Origin of the sequence: Vibrio sp. V03_P4A6T147 (genome assembly GCF_002241085.1) — a bacterium.
Taxonomy (GTDB): domain Bacteria; phylum Pseudomonadota; class Gammaproteobacteria; order Enterobacterales; family Vibrionaceae; genus Vibrio; species Vibrio anguillarum.
In genome coordinates this window covers 13559-32237 of sequence record NZ_NDIO01000193.1, presented here as the reverse complement: position 1 = coordinate 32237, position 18679 = coordinate 13559, and the positions used below count along the sequence as shown (strand labels likewise).

Genomic DNA, 18679 nt, shown 5'->3' with positions numbered 1-18679 from the left:
GCCCAGAGGCGGCCTTTTAGCTAGTTTGTGAAACAAAATGCTGTTACTTAGCCTGTGTTACGCATTCCTGCTGCAATACCCGCGATAGTCACCATTAAGGCTTCTTCTAACTCTGCTGGTGCGGTTTCGGTTTGGCGAGTGCGGTACAACAGCTCTGCTTGCAGCATATTTAATGGCTCAACATAGATATTGCGCAAACGGATTGACTCTTGACCCCAAGGATCGCTTTGCATCAAGTTCTCATTGTTTTCTACATTTAACACCGCTTTGATGTCTTTCTGTAATTGAGAACGCAAACGCTCACCGAGCGGGCGTAACGATTCATCGACTAAGCGTTCATCGTAATAGCGTGAGATTTCAATGTTGCACTTGGAGTAAACCATCTCTAGCATGCCCAAACGCGTTGAGAAAAATGGCCATTCACGGCACATCTCTTCCAGCAGTGCTTGGTGTCCTTTATCGATAGAAAACTGAATTGCTTCTCCCGCACCTAGCCAGGCTGGTAGCACGAGGCGGTTTTGGCTCCAAGAGAAGATCCACGGGATTGCACGTAAGCTTTCGACCCCACCATTAGGGTTGCGTTTAGCCGGACGTGAACCGAGCGGTAATTTACCCAGCTCTAGCTCTGGCGTTGCTTGGCGGAAGTACGGGACAAAGTCCGGCTCGCCGCGAACAATATGGCGATACGCTTCGCAAGAGACCTCAGACAATACCTCCATTAAGTCGCGCCAATCTTGTTTTGGCTCTGGTGGTGGCAGCAGGTTCGCTTCTAAAATGGCGCTGGCGTACATCGTAAAACTATTGACCGCTACTTCTGGTAGACCAAGTTTAAAGCGGATCATTTCGCCTTGCTCCGTCACACGCAAGCCACCTTTTAAACTTTTGGGTGGTTGTGAAAGCAGTGCCGCATGTGCTGGAGCGCCCCCACGACCAATGGTGCCGCCACGTCCATGGAATAGTGTCAGTTCAATTCCGGCCTCTTCACTGATATTAACCAAAGCTTCCATTGCGCTGTATTGCGCCCAACCGGCGGACATTACACCTGCATCTTTAGCGGAATCAGAGTAACCAATCATCACCATCTGGTGGTTTTGAATAAAGCCACGATAGAGATCAATGCCCATTAGTTGGCGGATCACCGTTTCTGCGTTGTTTAAATCATCCAAAGTTTCGAACAGTGGACAAACGTCCATGCGGTAAGGGCAACCACATTCTTGCAACAATAGATGTACGGCAAGTACATCTGATGCGGTACGAGCCATCGAAATCACATAAGCACCAAAGGCTTCGCGAGGCTGAGAAGCAACGATTTTACAGGTGTCGATCACCTCTTGTACCGCTTCTGAAGGCTGCCAGTCACGAGGTAACAAAGGACGTTTTGAGCTCAACTCATTGGTGAGAAACGCAATTTTGTCTTGCTCGCTCCACTGGTCATAATCACCAATGCCTAAATAACGGGTGAGCTCGGAGATCACATCAGAGTGACGAGTGCTCTCTTGGCGAATGTCCAAACGTACAAGATGCACACCAAACGCTTTAATCCGGCGCAGAGTATCAAGCAGCGAGCCATCGGCAATGACGCCCATGCCGCATTGATGTAAAGATTGGTAGCAGGCATAAAGCGGTTCCCACAACTGTGCGATATTTTGCAGTGGTGCTTTGCGTGCCAGTTGTTGGCCATTGATCTTGGCATCCAACACTTCCAGTGTTTCGTTGAGCAGTTCACGCAGGCGTTTGAGAATGGCGCGATAAGGTTCGTGTTCATCTATGCCAGCCAGATCGCGTAGCGCGTCACTGCATTTGGTCATCGACAATTCGCTGACCAGCTCATTGATATCACCTAGGTAGAGATCGGCCGCTTTCCAGCGAGAAAGCAGCATTACTTCACGGGTGATTTTATGAGTCACAAAGGGGTTACCATCACGGTCGCCGCCCATCCACGAAGAGAAATGCACAGGGCGTGCATCAATTGGTAGTCCTTCACCTAAGTAGTTGGTGAGGTGCTCATCAAATTCACGAAGAAAATCAGGCACGGCTTGCCATAGAGAATTTTCCACCACCGCAAAGCCCCATTTTGCTTCATCCAGTGGCGTAGGGCGCTGCTTACGAATCACATCTGAATGCCAGCTTTGCGCGATCAACTGTTCTAAACGGCGTTCGGTTTTTTGGCGCTCTTTAAATGAAAGGTCACTGAGTTCAAGCTTGGAGAGACACTCGTTAATTTTCACCAGCTTGTTGATCATCGTGCGGCGTGTAATTTCGGTTGGGTGAGCCGTTAGCACTAACTCGATATTGAGATCGCGTACCGCTTGAGCAGCATCCAATTTACTGATTTTATTTTGATTCAGTTTAGTAAACAGTAAATTAATCGCATCAGGCTCACACACATGTTCTTCACAGTGACGTGAAATGGTGTGGTACTGCTCGGCCATGTTGGTTAAGTTAAGAAATTGGTTGAATGCCCGCGCTACTGGGGTGAGCTGTTCGTTGGGAAGGTTTTTGATCTCTTCAACCAAGCTGTCTCGGTCGGCTTGATTGCCATTACGGGCTGATTTTGAAAGTTTTCGGATGGTTTCCACTTTCTCTAAGATAACGTCACCATGGGCGTCCTGAATGGTGTTGCCCAGCAAACGGCCAAGCATGCTCACGTTACTTTTGAGCGCAGCGTATTTTTCGTTCATTGTCATCCTGCCTTGTAAAAAAATTACATCCATTGTTCCTTGCTAAGTACACAATCTAGCGAAAAGATCCCTGTAGAGTCAAATAAAGCCGACTATTTTTACGATTATTGCTGAATGTTATTGAACGTGATCATTTGGTGAATAATTGGCGTAAATTACTGAAATTTTATTACAAAAATGCCCGACCGTAGAAACGCTGTCAGGCATTTATCGCTTGAGTAAGCTTGGTAGGCTAGAAGCAGTATTTATACATTGCTTTGGACAAAATCGAGATGGTTGGATCAATAAATTCAAACGCTAGGAATTCATCCGGTTGATGCGCTTGATCGATCGAACCCGGGCCGAGTACCAGTGTTGGGCATAATTGTTGTAAGAACGGTGCTTCAGTACAGTAATTCACGGTTTGTGAAGCGGTATTGCAAATCTCTTCAATGTTGCCAATAAAGGGGTGATCATGCTGACATTCATAACCCGGAATCGCATCATGCAGCGCGGTAATCTCAATGCGGCCGGGCCATTTTGCACTGACTTCATTCAGTGCATTGCGCAGCAAGTTATCGAGCCCATCTAGACTCATGCCGGGCAGCGGGCGCACATCGTAATGCAATTCGCAGCAGCCACAAATGCGGTTTGGACTATCGCCACCGTGGATATGGCCGAGGTTCAAAGTGGGGTGAGGAATGGCAAAGCCTGGGTGATGGTACTCTTTGATCAATTTGTCGCGCAGTTGCATTAACGCGAACAGCACTTCATGCATGATTTCGATGGCATTTACGCCCAGAGCAGGATCAGACGAGTGGCCCGATTTTCCTGTCACTCGAATAGCGTTGGCTACGTGGCCTTTATGGCCGCGGATGGGCACAAGGCTAGTCGGCTCACCAATAATGCAGTAATCCGGTTGAAATGGTGCATGTTCAGTGAAATGACGTGCGCCGAGCATGGTGGTTTCTTCATCACAGGTCGCCAACACATACAGCGGTTTACTCTGTTTACTCCAATCGACTTTTTTCACCGCTTCGTAGATAAAAGCAAAAAAGCCTTTCATGTCTGCCGTGCCTAAGCCATAGAAACGATCATTGGCTTGCGTTAACGCGTGTGGTTCAAAATTCCAACGTCCTTCGTCAAATGGAACGGTATCACTGTGCCCCGCGAGCAGTAGGCCACCTTCGCCGCACCCTTTCTTCGCCACTAAATTGTATTTTCCCGGCGCGACTTCAATGGTGTCGACTACAAACCCTAAGCTGGAAAACCAGCTTGCCAATTTATCAATCACACTCTGGTTACCTTCGTCCCAACGAGCATCTGTGGAGCTGATGGAAGAGGTCGAAATCAGACCTTGGTAAACCTCAAGAAAACTGGGTAATTGCATATTATCTTTGCTCCTAGTATTGACAGAGTAATTGCGAGAAGGTAAAACACATATTAAATCACTTTGTGTGAATAAAAAACCGAGTTAAGTGTCTTTTTTGAAATTTATAGTCATTTTTAGATTGTCTTGTTTACTTTGAAATTGGATGTCACGAGATGTTAAAAACCACAATTATCGGAGCTAGCGGTTATACCGGCGCTGAGTTGGCGTATATGGTGCAAAAACACCCACAACTCACGCTATCAGGTTTATACGTTTCCGCCAATAGCCTAGATGCTGGAAAACCAATGGCTGAGCTGCATGGCAAACTCTCCGGTATTGTCGACATGCAGGTACAACCATTAGTGGATCCGGTGAGCGTTGCAAGCCAATGTGATGTGGTGTTTTTAGCTACGGCTCATGAGGTGAGCCATGATCTCGCGCCTATTTTTCTTGCGCAAAATTGTCAAGTTTTCGACCTTTCTGGTGCTTTTCGCGTCAAAGGTGATGATTTTTACCAAAATTACTATGGTTTTAAACATCAACACCCTAAATGGTTAGAAAACGCGGTTTATGGACTGGCGGAATGGAATTATGAGGCAATTAAGCGGAGCCAATTGATCGCCGTTGCAGGTTGCTATCCAACCGCATCGCAACTTGCGATAAAGCCTTTGGTTGAAGCGGGTTTGTTAGATACAACTCAATGGCCGGTGATTAATGCCACCAGCGGTGTCACTGGCGCGGGCAGAAAAGCGACATTAACCAACAGTTTTTGTGAAGTGAGCTTACAGCCATACGGCGTGTTTACTCATCGCCACCAACCTGAAATCGTCGCCCATTTAGGATGTGATGTGATTTTTACGCCTCACTTAGGGAATTTCAAACGCGGTATTTTGGCCACCGTGACGATGAAGCTTGCATCAGGTATTTCAGAGCAACAAGTCAGCCATGCTTTTGAGAAGGCGTACGCTAACAAACCAGCGGTTCGGCTCAAATCAACCTTGCCGAGCATCAAAGATGTTGAATTTACGCCATTTTGCGACCTCGGTTGGCGAGTGCAAGGTGAGCATATTATCGTCGTGTCCGCGATCGATAATTTATTAAAGGGGGCATCGAGCCAAGCGATGCAGTGTTTAAATATTCATTACGGTTTTTCTGAGCTAACGGCTTTGGTGTAACGCACCAAGCGTAAGGGTTAAATATGACAGATACAAAGCAAAATCCATTAGTGATTAAGTTAGGCGGCGCGGCGCTGTCTTGTTCTGAAACGCTAAGCAAACTGTTTGGCGCAATCGCACTGTATCAAGCCCAAGCTCAGCGACGAATTGTCATCGTGCACGGGGGCGGTTATCTCGTCGATGACCTGATGGCGAAATTACAACTAAAAACCGTGAAGAAAGAAGGTTTGCGTGTCACGCCTTATGACCAAATTCCGCTGATTGCAGGCGCGCTGGCTGGGACAGCCAACAAAATGCTGCAAGGGCAAGCGATTAAAGATGGCTTAAATGCGGTTGGTTTATCGCTCGCTGATGGCGGGCTATGCAAAGTCGAAGAGTTGGATCCAGAACTCGGCGCAGTGGGCAAGGCTTCTCCTGGTGATTCACAAATCGTGCAAGCGATTTTAGCCGCTGGTGGTTTGCCTATTATCAGCTCGATTGGCCTGACTGCTGATGGCCAAATGATGAATGTCAACGCCGATCAAGCAGCCGTTGCAGTGGCTGGCGCATTGGACGCAGAGCTCGTTCTGCTTTCCGATGTGAGCGGTGTGCTGGATGGCAAAGGCCATTTGTTGTCGAGCCTCACTGAGCAGCAGGCCAATGCGCTGATTAAAGGCAAAGTGATCACGGATGGCATGATTGTCAAAGTGAAAGCGGCGCTGGAAGCGGCAAATGATTTAGGTCGCCCGATTGAAGTGGCGACATGGCGTTACCCAGATAAGCTCAGCAAATTGTTTGCGGGCGAAAGTATCGGGACCCAATTTTTACCTCAATAAACGCATTTAATCAGTTGTTGATAACAGCTGTAAGTAATTAATCACCCAGAGCACTGACCGCCAAGCGCAGCGCCGGGAAATGGAGAAAGTAAGATGAGCAAGGTTCAAGTCAATAAAGTCGTTGTCGCATATTCTGGCGGTCTAGATACATCGGTGATCATTCCGTGGTTAAAAGAAAACTACGATTGTGAAGTGGTTGCCTTTGTTGCCGATGTCGGCCAAGGTGAAGAAGAATTGGTCGGCATTGAAGAGAAAGCGAAAGCGTCTGGCGCGTCAGAGTGTTATGTGGTCGATCTTAAAGAAGAGATGGTCGCTGAATACATCTACCCAACACTAAAAACAGGCGCTTATTACGAAGGTAAATACCTACTTGGGACGTCAATGGCTCGCCCAATCATTGCCAAAGCGCAAGTTGAAGTAGCGCGTAAAGTGGGTGCCGATGCGCTGTGTCACGGCTGTACGGGGAAAGGTAATGACCAAGTGCGTTTTGAAGGTGCGTTTGCAGCCCTAGCGCCTGATTTACATGTGATTGCCCCTTGGCGTGAGTGGGACATCGTGAGTCGTGAAGAGTGTCTTGATTTCCTTGCTGAGCGTAACATTCCTTGCGCCGCTTCATTGACGAAAATTTACTCGCGTGATGCGAACGCGTGGCACATTTCGACCGAAGGAGGCGTGCTTGAGAGTACTTGGAACGCCCCTAATGAGGATTGCTGGGTATGGACTGTGGATCCAGAGCAAGCGCCAAATGAGCCAGAGTTTGTCACATTGCAGGTCGCGAAAGGCGAAGTTGTTGGCGTCGATGGTGAACTGATGACGCCTTACAACGCACTCGTTTACCTTAATGAGAAAGGCTCTAAACACGGCGTTGGTCGTATCGACATCGTCGAAAACCGTTTGGTTGGTATGAAGTCTCGTGGTTGTTATGAAACCCCAGGAGGCACCATCATGATGGAAGCGTTGCGTGCTGTTGAGCAGTTAGTGCTCGATAAAGCCTCATTCGAATTTCGTGAAGAACTGGGTGTCAAAGCGTCGCATCTTGTATACGATGGCCGTTGGTTCACTCCGCTGCGTAAATCCATCATGGCTGCAGCCGATGAGCTGGCACAGGACGTTAATGGTGAAGTGGTTGTGAAGCTTTACAAAGGGCAAGCGACAGTGACGCAAAAACGTTCGGAAAACAGCTTGTACTCGGAAGAGTTTGCGACCTTTGGTGAAGATGTTGTGTATGACCAAAGCCACGCAGGCGGCTTCATTCGTCTCTATTCGTTGGCAAGCCGGATCAGAGCGTTGAACGAAGCGAAGAAGAATAAAGCCTAGGTTAACACCCAAGGTAGAGACACAAAAATAACAATAAAAGATCGCTCTAGTAGCGATCTTTATTATAAAAATGATTGAGCAATTTGATGTGGTCACGCTCAGTCGCGACCTAAGAGCAGGAGATACGCAATGGCATTATGGGGCGGTAGATTTACCCAAGCAGCAGACACGAGGTTCAAAGAGTTCAACGATTCACTTCGCTTTGATTACCGATTGGCTGAACAAGACATTGTGGGCTCTATAGCATGGTCAAAGGCGTTGGTGTCAGTGAATGTTTTGGGCGAAGAGGAGCAGCAAAAACTAGAACTTGCGCTCAACGAACTCAAACTGGAAGTGATGGAAGATCCTGAGCAGATCTTACGCTCTGATGCAGAAGATATTCACTCTTGGGTTGAGCAGCAGTTGATCAGTAAAGTGGGTGATTTAGGCAAAAAGCTGCACACTGGGCGCTCTCGTAATGACCAAGTCGCGACCGATTTAAAATTGTGGTGCCGCCAGCAGGGTCAGCAATTACTGTTGGGGTTAGATCGCCTGCAAACGAAATTAGTGTCGGTTGCTCAGCAGCACCAAGCGACGGTTTTGCCCGGTTATACCCACCTGCAACGTGCGCAACCAGTGACCTTTGCGCATTGGTGTTTGGCCTATGTTGAAATGTTTGAGCGTGATTACTCTCGTTTAAATGATGCGATTAAGCGCCTTGATACTTGTCCGCTTGGCTCCGGCGCGCTGGCAGGTACGGCCTATCCGATTGATCGTGAACAGCTTGCTCATCATTTAGGGTTTCGCCGTGCCACGCGTAACTCGCTCGATTCAGTATCCGACCGAGATCACGTGATGGAATTGATGTCGGTGGCGTCGATCTCGATGCTGCATTTATCGCGCTTGGCGGAAGATATGATCTTCTACAACTCGGGTGAGTCTGGTTTTATCGAACTGGCTGACACCGTGACTTCGGGTTCATCCTTGATGCCGCAAAAGAAAAACCCTGATGCATTAGAGCTGATCCGTGGCAAAACTGGCCGTGTTTATGGCTCGCTTGCGGGCATGATGATGACGGTCAAAGCCTTACCACTGGCTTATAACAAAGATATGCAAGAAGACAAAGAAGGGCTGTTTGACGCGCTGGATACTTGGAACGACTGCATGGAAATGGCTGCGCTTTGCTTTGATGGCATCAAAATTAAAACCGAACGGACTTTAGAAGCGGCCAAACAAGGCTATGCCAATGCTACCGAATTAGCTGATTATTTAGTCGCCAAAGGGATCCCTTTCCGTGAAGCGCACCATATTGTGGGCGTAGCGGTGGTTGGCGCGATTGCGAAAGGGTGTGCGCTTGAAGAACTGACCCTTGCCGAGCTTAAAGAGTTTTCGTCGGTCATTGAAGATGATGTTTATGCGATCCTCACCATTGAATCTTGCTTAGAAAAACGCAGCGCTTTAGGTGGCGTTTCGCCAAAACAAGTGGCCTATGCGGTTGATCAAGCTAAAGCGCGTTTAGACAAACGTGACACCACGGCGGTGAAAGTTCGTCCTGCCCGTTTGACGGATATTGAAACGCTAGAAAGTATGGTCACTTATTGGGCGAATATGGGAGAAAATCTGCCTCGTTCACGCAATGAGTTGGTGCGCGATATTGGTTCATTTGCCGTGGCGGAACACCATGGTGAAGTGACGGGATGCGCCTCGTTATATGTCTATGACTCTGGGTTGGCTGAAATTCGTTCGCTTGGTGTAGAAGCAGGTTGGCAAGGTCAAGGACAAGGAAAAGCGATCGTCTCGTATTTGGTGAATAAAGCGCGGCAAATGGCGATTAAGAAAGTGTTTGTTCTGACTCGAACGCCAGAGTTTTTCATGAAGCATGATTTTATTCCAACCTCAAAAAGCTTACTGCCAGAGAAAGTGCTCAAAGATTGTGAACAATGCCCACGGCAGCACGCTTGTGATGAAGTGGCGCTTGAGATCAATTTGGTTGAGCAGATCATCAAGCGAGTCAACGTCGCTTAATACGTTGATTACAAACGCGATCATTGCCGTTAATGAGGCCTTGGAAAAAGATCTCAAAAAGATCGAATGATCACGGAACAATTTAAGAAAAGCGTGGTCTATAACTGTACCACTGCTTTTTCTTAGAAGAATCTAAGAAGGCCCCAAACCTACTATTGGTTCTGGGGCTTTTTCTTTTGTGCTCTTTGGCTTTTTATTTGTCGCGCCCTTGCCGCTTACGCCAAGGGAGTACCACAAACTTCATCCACAGATGTAAAAACAGCAAACCGTTAAAGGCAAAGCCCGCTATTAGCAAGCTGATCGATTCAATGGTTTTAGGGTTCTCCCTGCATAACCACCACCACACAAGCCAGCACCCAACTGACAAAACAGTGAGCTGATCCATACAACGTTGGCAGCGGCCGATTTTTTTCCAAAACCACGAAGATTGGCAGTTATTGCAAGGCATAAGCGCGTTCATTAAAGAGAAAATAACGGCAGTATAACGTGCGCGAAGGTGTGAGTCTAAGGCGCGGCTGAAACTAAAGCGTATAAAAAACGGCCGCACAAGGGCGACCGCATGAATGGATGTTGAAAATTAACAGCCCGGACCGCAGTCCATGCAATGCTTTATCATCTCAGGGCCTAAATGCAGTTTAGCGTTTAGATCACGCAGCGCGGTGCGCACGCCTTCTTCAATTACGGGGTGATAAAAAGGCATATCCAACATCTGTGAAATCGTCATCTGATTTTGATGTGCCCACGCCAGCAAATGAGCCAAGTGCTCCGCATTCGGCCCCATCATTTCAGCGCCTAAAAATCGCCCTGTTCCTTGTTCGCCATACACATGCAATAACCCTTTATTGCGCAGCATGACGCGTGAACGGCCTTGATTTTCAAACGACACAGTACCGATAGCAAAACAGCCACAATTTCCCAAACGAGTGGTTAGCTGTTTGTAGGATTCACCGACCATCGCAATTTGTGGGTCTGAAAAAACCGCTGAGATAGAGGAACGACGAAGCCCGGCACGAATATCTGGGTAGCGGCCAGCGTTATCCCCTGCAATACGACCTTGATCGGCTGCTTCATGAAGCAGGGGCAGTTGATTACTGGCATCACCAGCAATGAAAATACTGTCTACAGAGGTTTGCAGCGTATAGTGATCGGCCGTTGGTACGCCGCGCGCATCAAGGGCTACATCGGTATTTTCAAGTGCCAATTTATCTACGTTCGGGCGACGACCGGTTGCCGCCAACACATAGTCAACGACAAATGTCTCGAGCTGCCCTTCACGGTTGATGAATTGGATTTCAACTTTGTCGTTTTGGCCTGTTGGAGAAGCAATGCGTTTCATGCTTTCCACTTTAACGTCAGCGTCTAAATAGAATTCTTCCTTAAACGTTTTATCAGCGTAAGCCATCACATCAGGGTCGGTTAATGGGCCAACTTGTCCACCAATGCCGAACAGCTTTACTTTCACCCCTAAACGATGCAAGGCTTGGCCTAGTTCTAAGCCAATAACTCCCGGGCCAAATACGGCAACAGATTCGGGTAAGTCGTCCCACTCAAATAGGTCATCATTAATGATTAAGCGATCGCCAAGTTCATGCCATACCGCGGGGTAGGCTGGGCGAGAACCGGTAGCAATCACGATCCGCTTGGCGCTGATTCGTGTATGGTTGTCGACCTGTAGGGTGTGGTTGTCGATAAATTGGGCGTAGCCTGAGATTTTGTCTTCAGCGGGGATCTCCTCAACGCCTTCAAGCACAAATCCGACAAAGCGGTCACGTTCACGTTTTACCCGCGCCATCACTTCACGTCCATTAATGACAATTTCACCTTGAGGATGAACACCAAAAGCAGGAGCTTTGTGGATGTGATGGACGCTTTCAGCGGCCGCAATCAGTAACTTAGATGGCATGCAGCCGACGCGAGCGCATGTGGTTCCGTATGGGCCACCTTCGATCATGACGACACTATTCGTATGTGCTTTTGCTGCACGATAAGCGCCGAGTCCTGCGGTCCCACCACCAATAATGGCTACATCAACGTTTAACTGTTTCATCATCGCTTTCTCTAAATTTGGAATGTGGATAGTCGATGGCAACATTTAATAATGCTGTCATTGAGTCTAAATGAGGAGGATGCCCTAGGAAGATTTTCCTAGGGCAGGCGTGATTAGCCCAGGTAAGCTTCTAGCTCTTCGCTGCCGCCGATGTGTTTACCACCAACGAAAACTTGCGGAACGGTGGTACGGCCTGTGATAGCTCGTAAGCTCACTGTGGTTGCATCTTTACCCAATACCACTTCTTCATATTGAAGACCGTGGTCAATCAAGAGTTGTTTTGCTTTAGTGCAGAATGGGCAACCTGGTTTAGTAAATACGGTAACCGATTCTTGTGTTTTATAGTTAGGTGCAATGTATTTCAGCATGGTGTCAGCATCTGATACTTTGAACGGGTCACCCGGTTCATCAGCTTCGATAAACATTTTTTCGATGATGCCATCTTTGACTAGCATGCTGTAACGCCATGAACGTTTGCCAAAACCGATTTGGCTTTTATCAACTAACATACCCATGCCGTCAGTAAATTCGCCATTGCCATCAGGAATGAAAGTAATATTCTCTGCTTCTTGGTCTGCTTTCCAAGCATTCATCACAAAGGTATCGTTCACCGAAACACATAGGATGTCATCAACGCCATGCTCTTTAAACACCGGGTACAGTTCGTTGTAACGCGGCAAGTGGCTTGATGAACAGGTTGGGGTGAAGGCACCTGGCAAGCTAAATACGATAACGGTTTTACCTTTGAATAATTGATCTGTTGTGAGATTAACCCAAGCATCACCTTGACGAGTAGGGAAAGTGACTTGTGGTACCGCTTGGCCTTCTTTAGATACTAACATTCTATTTTCCTTGTGATTTTCTAAGTTAGGTTATGATTTTAAGAGCCGCTGCTCTCATTTGTTGAAGCCATTATGGAAGAAAACCTTTGATAGCTCCAATCGTTTGATGCTATGGTTTTGATAGGTGGATTCTATTGAGATTGAAGATGAACATTCGTGATTTTGAGTACTTAGTATCATTAGCTGAACATAAACATTTTCGTAAAGCAGCAGAAGCTTGTTTTGTGAGCCAGCCAACACTCAGTGGCCAGATCCGCAAACTGGAGGATGAGCTGGGAACAGTATTATTAGAGCGCAGCAGTCGCCGAGTATTGTTCACCGATTCGGGCCTGCAATTGGTCGATCAGGCCAAGCGTATTTTAAGTGAAATCAAAACCTTCAGAGATATGGCTAGCGGCCAGGGTGGCTCGATGAGTGGTCCTATCCATATTGGGTTCATTCCCACTTTAGGCCCCTACCTTTTGCCGCGTATTGTGCCTTTTTTAAAAGAGCAATTTCCTGAACTGGAGCTCTATTTACACGAAGCGCAAACCCAACAGCTTGTGCGCCAGTTAGAAGATGGAAAACTCGATTGTTTAGTGTTGGCCTCCGTTGCGGAAACGGCTCACTTTAAAGAGATTGATCTGTATGACGAAGCATTGAGTATTGCCGTGCCTAGTGGGCATGAATGGGCTGCAAAAAGTGAAGTAAGTATGTTGGATTTGAAAGGGCGAACGGTATTGGCTTTAGGTGACGGTCATTGCTTACGCGATCAAGCCTTAGGTTTCTGTTTTGCGGCAGGCGCAAAAGATGACGAACGTTTTAAAGCGACCAGCTTAGAGACGCTGCGTAATATGGTCGCAGCGGGTGGGGGAATTACCCTGTTACCTGAACTCTCTTTACCAGATGTCAAAGAGAAGGATGGCGTTTGTTACCTTAAAGCGGTCAACCCGCAGCCTTCACGCCGCTTAGTATTAGCTTATCGGCCGGGATCGCCATTGAGGCAGCGTTTTGAGCAGTTGGCTCACGCAATCAAAACAAAGCTAAATGAGAAATAAAAAAAGAGGCTAAATTTAGCCTCTTTTTACTGAGCTTTAGAATAGCTCTTCACCTGTAGGTGAAGAGTAGATGTTGTCAGAGACACTCTCTGCGACATACTCGGTTGGCTCAGTGCCTTGAATGAAGTATTCAAACATCGAGCTTGAATCAAACTTATTGGTTAACAGGCCGGTATCGATATCGATTCTTACCCGCACAATATTGGCGGGAATGGGTTTGTCTTGCGCTGGCACATTGACCAGTACTTGACGCATAAAATCAATCCAAGCGGGTTGTGCCGTTTTTGCTCCCGCTTCCGCACCGGACACACCATCGTCATCTACATTGCTGTTTTCGGTTGTCCTACCTAAGTTGCGGTTATGATCATCAAATCCGACCCAAGCAATAGCGACCATGCCCGGTGCATAGCCGTTGTACCACGCATCTTTGGAGTCATTGGTCGTTCCTGTTTTACCACCAATATCACGACGCCCCAGCTTTTGTGCACGCCAGCCTGTACCATTCCAACCCGTTCCTTCACGCCAATTTCCGCCACCCCAAATATTGCTGTACATCATCTCTCGGACAAGAAATGCGTTTTGTTCGGAAATTACTTGTGGAGCATAGTGCGATGCAACATCTTGCTCATCGAACTCATTTGTGTCTGGGGTGCATTGCTGTTGGCAAACGACTTTTGGTGTGGCTTGATACTCAAGTTTGCCAAAGGGATCTTCAACTTTGCTGATGTAATAGGGTTCAACATAATAGCCACCATTGGCAAACACGGAATAGCCTTGCGCCATCTTAACCGGCGTTAAGCTCCCCGCACCTAAGGCAATGGTTTCTGAGCGTGGTACTTGGTCAATATCAAAACCAAAGCGAGTGAGATACTCACGTGTTTCATCCAGCCCAACAGCGCGTAGCACTCTCACCGCCATCACGTTTTTGGATTGAGCCAAGCCAACGCGAAGACGAGTTGGGCCAATATAAGTCGGTGGTGAGTTTTTAGGACGCCATGCTGTACCTTGGCTTTGGTCCCACTGGTTAATCGGCGCATCATTAATGAGTGTCGCTAAGGTCATGCCTTTATCGATGGCGGCAGAGTAGATAAAGGGTTTAATACTTGAGCCGACTTGGCGCACCGATTGAGTCGCACGGTTAAATTTATTGTGCACAAAGTTAAAGCCGCCAACCAGCGCCAGTACCGCCCCATTTTCTGGGTTCATGGCAACAAAGGCAGTGTTGGCATTGGGTACTTGGCTTAAGTACCACTGTGGTGCTTCGTCGGTGCTATGCTCATCACTGTATTCAGCACGATTACGAACCCAAATTTGTTCACCAGCGGCGATGATTTCCGTCGCTGTACTCGGAACCGGTCCTTGTCGAGAATCAGTTAAGAAACGGCGAGCCCAGTTCATGCCTTGCCATTCAATGGTCTGCAGTCCTTGGTTCTTAACCCAAACCGTAGCCGATTGGCTGCTTACGTGTGTAACGACGGCTGGTAATAAATCTCCATAAGTCGGCTCATTATTTAAGTGCTCGGCCAGTTGCTGTTCATTCAATGGCGTTTGGCCTTCTTTCCAAACCACTTTTTCAGCACCGCGATAGCCATGACGCTCATCATAGGCGAGTAGGTTATTGATTGCAGCTTTACTTGCGGCTTGCTGCTGTTTGGAATCTACCGTTGTGGTGACAATCATGCCAGAGGTATAGGCCGACTCTTCACCATAGCGCTCCACCATCCATGAACGGGCGATTTCTGCCACATAAGGTGCATTAAGTTCAATTTCAGCACCGTGGTATTTCGACATTAAGGGCTCAGAGCGGGCTTGCGCATATTGCGCTGGGGTTATGTATTTCTCATCAAGCATTCTCTGTAGCACCACATTACGGCGGTTAGTCGCGCGATCTAGAGAATAGATAGGGTTCATGGTTGAAGGTGCTTTGGGAAGTCCTGCAATCAGGGCAATTTCACTCAGCGTTAAATCTTTGACTTCTTTTCCAAAATAAACTTGGGCTGCCGCTCCAATTCCATACGATCGGTAACCGAGATAAATTTTATTGAGATAAAGCTCTAGGATTTCTTTTTTCGTCAGCAATTGCTCGATATGAATAGCGATAAAAATCTCTTTGATTTTTCGCATGATCTTCTTCTCATTAGAGAGGTAGAAGTTACGAGCAAGCTGCTGAGTAATGGTACTTGCACCTTGTTTAGCGCTACCTGAGGCGATCACAGCGACCGCAGCACGAGTGATACCAATTGGGTCAAAACCATAGTGTTCGTAGAAGCGGCTATCTTCGGTGGCGATAATCGCTTCGATAAGTTCAGGCGGGATCTCTTCAATACGCAGCGGAACTCGGCGCTTTTCTCCAAATTGGGCGATGAGCTTGCCATCTTGACTATAGACCTGCATCGGTGTCTGCAATTGTACATCACGTAAAGTCGCTACATCGGGGAGGTCTGGCTTCACGTAAAAATAGAAGCCAAATATCGTAGTGACTCCAAGAATAATGCAAATCAATGAAAGTAATAACAATCGCTTTATGAACTTCACCGGATAATCCCTGTTTAGTTAAGGCTGCCCTTATGCAAACCCTTGTACTCTAGGCTAAAAATTTAGCTCTAAAAATAAATTGTGGCTTATTTAACCTCAAAATAAGCAAATCGAGCTAAGCCTAAGCAGCGTTACTGGAGCTAAGCCGTATGGGTAAATCAATGGTTACGGGTATAGATATTGGCCACCATAGTATTAAAGCGGTGGTGTTAAAGCTAGCGGGTGATTCATATGCACTCGTCGGTTATAAAGAATTATTTATTACTGAGGACATATTCTCCGATAACCACACGCTGGATTATCAGAAAATTGTAAAGAAACTCAAAGAACTAAGAAAGGGTTTACCACTATTTAGTCGCAAAGTCGCCATATCGGTACCGGACAATGCGGTAATAAGTAAGGTATTACAAATAGATAGTGACCTGCAGGCGCGTGAAAAAGAGTTTGCTATTTATCAGGCATTTTCTCATCAGTCACCGTTCCCGATAGAAGAACTGAGTCTCGATTTCGTCAAAGTAATGGAAAAAAGCGTAAGTCGCAGTAGCACCGTAAGTTATCAAGTTTACGCCACTCGTAAAGACGTCGTGGAAAGCCGTGCGTTAGCGGCTCAAAAAGCGGGCTTTTTACCGATCGCGGTTGATGTGCAAATACACAGTTTGTTAAACATTTGGCAGTTGGCGAGCAGGGCACAACATCGCAGCGATTGGATGCTCATGGATGTGGGCCATACCCAAACGGCGCTCTGTATTGATTTTACTGATAAAGCCCCTTTTCATAAAGAGATCCCTCTCGGTTGTCAGTGGTTGTCCCAAGACAGCGCGATGTCGGGCACCAATGCCGAATTAGCCGATAAAAACGAGCGCTTTGTGCATGAGTTGATCGAGCGACTTCAACGTCAGTTGCAGCTTTTCACCTCCGTCAATGGCGCGGGTAGTTTAGCAGGCATTTGGCTCTCAGGTGGTGGTGCAGATACTCCGATGTTGGCGCAAGAGATTTCGCGGCGTCTCAAGCTTGAGTGCGAAATTCTCGATCCCTTCCTTCTGTTTAACAATAAGTTAGCGAAACGCCTGCGAGATAAGCAGTCTGGGCAGAGTTTTAGCACCGCGGCTGGCCTTGCACTGCGTGGTATCGAGTGGTTGGAGTCTTCTCATGTTGCATAGTATTAACTTACTGCCTTGGCGAGAGGAACAAAGAGCGGCGCATAAGCGTCGTTTTATGGGCTTGGTCGTCTTAGGTGTGATGAGCGCTGTTGGTATTCAATGGGGTATCGGTTTGTATTTCTCTGGGCAAGCGCAGCAGCAAGAGTCTCGTCTGGCCTATTTGAATCAATACATTCAGCAGCTTGATAAACAGATCAATGCATTAAAAATGACGGAACAAGAACACAAGGCACTATTAACTCGCTTATCGGTTGTTGAGTCATTGCAAAGTCAACGCAATAAAACCACCGAGTTGATGAACTTGATGCCACAGCTTATGCCTGAAGGAGTCTACGTCGATAAGATCAAAATGAATGGTGAAGAAATTGAAATTACGGGCATCAGTGATAGCACTGCGCGTCTTGCGACCATGCTCGATAATTTTGAAAAATCAGCCTTACTTTCCGATGTCAACATGCACTCTATCGTGCATGGTAATAAGCGATTTGGTAAGGAGTTTCAGACGTTTAAAGTGTCATTTATGTTTCATTCGCCGACACCACAGGGCGCTGCACTAACCAAGATTCGGCCTACAGGAGCTGTCCATGACTAGTTTTCAAGATCTTGATATGGATGAAATGGCTGAATGGCCGTTGCTGCCTCAACTGCTGGTTATTTTGGTGTTGATGCTGATTATTCAAGGCGTTGGCGCGTGGTTCTATCTTATGCCTCAAAATGAGCAATTGCAGAACTTAAAACAGCAAGAAGAGGTGCTGAAATCGACCTTACGGATTAAGGCCAGCAAAGCCGCCACCTTACCCCAGTTGCAAGCTCAACTGGATGAATTAACTGAACGTTATGATTTTTTATTACGCCAATTACCCGTGCAAAAAGAGCTCGCAAGCATGCTGGCATCGGTCAATGAACTAGGGCTAGATAACGCGTTAACCTTTACACGTATTGATTGGGGAGAAAAACAGAATAAAGAGTTTCTGTATCGTTTGCCGCTCAATATCGAATTAACTGGGAATTACCACGACATTGGTGATTTCTCAGAGGCGATCGCGAAATTGCCCCGCATTATTAATTTCGATGATGTTGATTGGCAACGGGTTAGCCAGGAAAGCAGCACGTTGCATTTTAGGGTGCGCGCTTATACCTATCAATTCAAGCAAGAGGTGGACGATGAAAAACAATAATCTGCTGCTGATGGTGCTGTTTAGTACCAGCGTATTGGTTGGTTGTAAGGCGAATCAAGATTCATTGAAGGTTTATGTGGAGCAGGTTGAGGGGCAAGCACGCAAAGAAGTCTCCAAATTAAAACCCATTATTCAATTTGAAGTTGCTCATTATGCGCAACATGAATCCCGCGAACCTTTTGTGCTGCCTAAAGAAGCGATTGTACAAAATCAGCCTGTAGTGAAGGCAGACTGCTGGCAACCTCCAGCTCGCAGTAAAAATGGCCAGCTAGAGCGCTATCCGCTTAATCAACTGCGATTAAAAGGCGTGATGAGTAGCGGGGGCGCGGTATCGGCATTAGTGCAAACGCCCCAAGGCAAGGTCGTCAACGTGAAAGCGGGACAATATTTAGGTTTGAATCACGGCAAAGTTACTCGAGTTAATTCCAATTACCTGCTGATCAATGAAACCTTGCCAGACGGCTTAGGTTGTTGGAATCAACGTAACGTCAAATTGGCTCTGAAATAGAATTTGAATTTAGAGAAATCACTATGATT

The 18679-nt window shown here is 47.1% G+C and carries 15 protein-coding genes; 9 read left to right on the top strand and 6 right to left on the bottom strand.

From position 1 onward, the window contains the following. Positions 1 to 47: 47 nt before the first annotated feature. Together ppc and argE are read right to left on the bottom strand one after the other, a co-directional pair. Positions 48 to 2681: a phosphoenolpyruvate carboxylase gene (gene ppc, locus B9J84_RS07855; RefSeq protein WP_094123888.1), complete on the bottom strand. Its 2634-nt coding sequence runs from the start codon at positions 2679 to 2681 to the stop codon at positions 48 to 50. Between the two features lie 232 nt (positions 2682 to 2913). After that, on the bottom strand, positions 2914 to 4050 hold the full coding sequence (gene argE / locus B9J84_RS07850; protein WP_013855875.1) for an acetylornithine deacetylase: 1137 nt from the start codon (positions 4048 to 4050) through the stop codon (positions 2914 to 2916). 155 nt (positions 4051 to 4205) lie between these two features. Between argE and argC the strand changes: the two genes are divergently transcribed. The 4 genes from argC (at position 4206) to argH (ending at position 9343) form a co-directional block, all read left to right on the top strand. Beyond that, on the top strand, positions 4206 to 5207 hold the full coding sequence (gene argC / locus B9J84_RS07845; protein ID WP_094123886.1) for an N-acetyl-gamma-glutamyl-phosphate reductase: 1002 nt from the start codon (positions 4206 to 4208) through the stop codon (positions 5205 to 5207). A 23-nt stretch (positions 5208 to 5230) separates the two neighbouring features. Then, positions 5231 to 6022, top strand: a complete 792-nt coding sequence (gene argB / locus B9J84_RS07840; protein WP_094123885.1) for an acetylglutamate kinase — start codon at positions 5231 to 5233, stop codon at positions 6020 to 6022. A 93-nt stretch (positions 6023 to 6115) separates the two neighbouring features. Continuing rightward, positions 6116 to 7339 carry an argininosuccinate synthase gene (locus B9J84_RS07835; RefSeq protein WP_017043213.1) on the top strand — a complete coding sequence of 408 codons (1224 nt, stop codon included), beginning with the start codon at positions 6116 to 6118 and terminating at the stop codon, positions 7337 to 7339. Positions 7340 to 7468: 129 nt separating this feature from the next. Next, entirely contained in the window at positions 7469 to 9343 is a 1875-nt protein-coding gene (argH, locus tag B9J84_RS07830) for an argininosuccinate lyase (protein WP_013855879.1), read from the top strand. Between the two features lie 193 nt (positions 9344 to 9536). Here the strand turns inward: argH and B9J84_RS07825 are convergent, their stop codons facing one another. The 3 genes from B9J84_RS07825 to B9J84_RS07815 form a co-directional block, all read right to left on the bottom strand. Continuing rightward, positions 9537 to 9791, bottom strand: a complete 255-nt coding sequence (locus B9J84_RS07825; RefSeq protein WP_013855880.1) for a DUF3624 domain-containing protein — start codon at positions 9789 to 9791, stop codon at positions 9537 to 9539. 129 nt (positions 9792 to 9920) lie between these two features. Beyond that, a complete protein-coding gene (locus B9J84_RS07820; RefSeq protein ID WP_094123887.1) occupies positions 9921 to 11390 on the bottom strand; it encodes a dihydrolipoyl dehydrogenase in 1470 nt (489 codons plus the stop codon). A gap of 113 nt (positions 11391 to 11503) precedes the next feature. Beyond that, positions 11504 to 12232 (bottom strand): redoxin family protein, encoded by a 729-nt coding sequence (locus B9J84_RS07815; RefSeq protein ID WP_013855882.1) that lies wholly within the window; start codon positions 12230 to 12232, stop codon positions 11504 to 11506. Positions 12233 to 12378: 146 nt separating this feature from the next. On the opposite strand from B9J84_RS07815, the gene oxyR reads away from it, so the two are divergent. Further along, entirely contained in the window at positions 12379 to 13269 is an 891-nt protein-coding gene (gene oxyR, locus B9J84_RS07810) for a DNA-binding transcriptional regulator OxyR (protein ID WP_026027425.1), read from the top strand. 36 nt (positions 13270 to 13305) lie between these two features. On the opposite strand, the gene B9J84_RS07805 is transcribed toward oxyR, so the two are convergent. Then, positions 13306 to 15804, bottom strand: coding sequence for a penicillin-binding protein 1A (locus tag B9J84_RS07805; protein ID WP_094123884.1), 2499 nt, complete (start codon positions 15802 to 15804; stop codon positions 13306 to 13308). A gap of 149 nt (positions 15805 to 15953) precedes the next feature. Here B9J84_RS07805 and pilM point away from each other — a divergent pair, with 149 nt between their 5' ends. The 4 genes from pilM to B9J84_RS07785 are packed head-to-tail and all read left to right on the top strand — an operon-like array spanning position 15954 to position 18650. Continuing rightward, entirely contained in the window at positions 15954 to 16964 is a 1011-nt protein-coding gene (gene pilM, locus B9J84_RS07800; RefSeq protein WP_094123883.1) for a type IV pilus assembly protein PilM, read from the top strand. Beyond that, the gene (locus tag B9J84_RS07795; RefSeq protein ID WP_047690569.1) at positions 16954 to 17556 is read left to right on the top strand and encodes a PilN domain-containing protein; all 603 of its coding nucleotides are present in this window, start codon (positions 16954 to 16956) and stop codon (positions 17554 to 17556) included. The genes pilM and B9J84_RS07795 overlap by 11 nt, the downstream gene beginning before the upstream one ends. Then, a complete protein-coding gene (locus tag B9J84_RS07790; RefSeq protein WP_013855887.1) occupies positions 17549 to 18142 on the top strand; it encodes a type 4a pilus biogenesis protein PilO in 594 nt (197 codons plus the stop codon). The genes B9J84_RS07795 and B9J84_RS07790 overlap by 8 nt, the downstream gene beginning before the upstream one ends. After that, the gene (locus tag B9J84_RS07785) at positions 18129 to 18650 is read left to right on the top strand and encodes a pilus assembly protein PilP (protein WP_013855888.1); all 522 of its coding nucleotides are present in this window, start codon (positions 18129 to 18131) and stop codon (positions 18648 to 18650) included. The genes B9J84_RS07790 and B9J84_RS07785 overlap by 14 nt, the downstream gene beginning before the upstream one ends. The last annotated feature ends 29 nt before the right edge of the window (positions 18651 to 18679 follow it).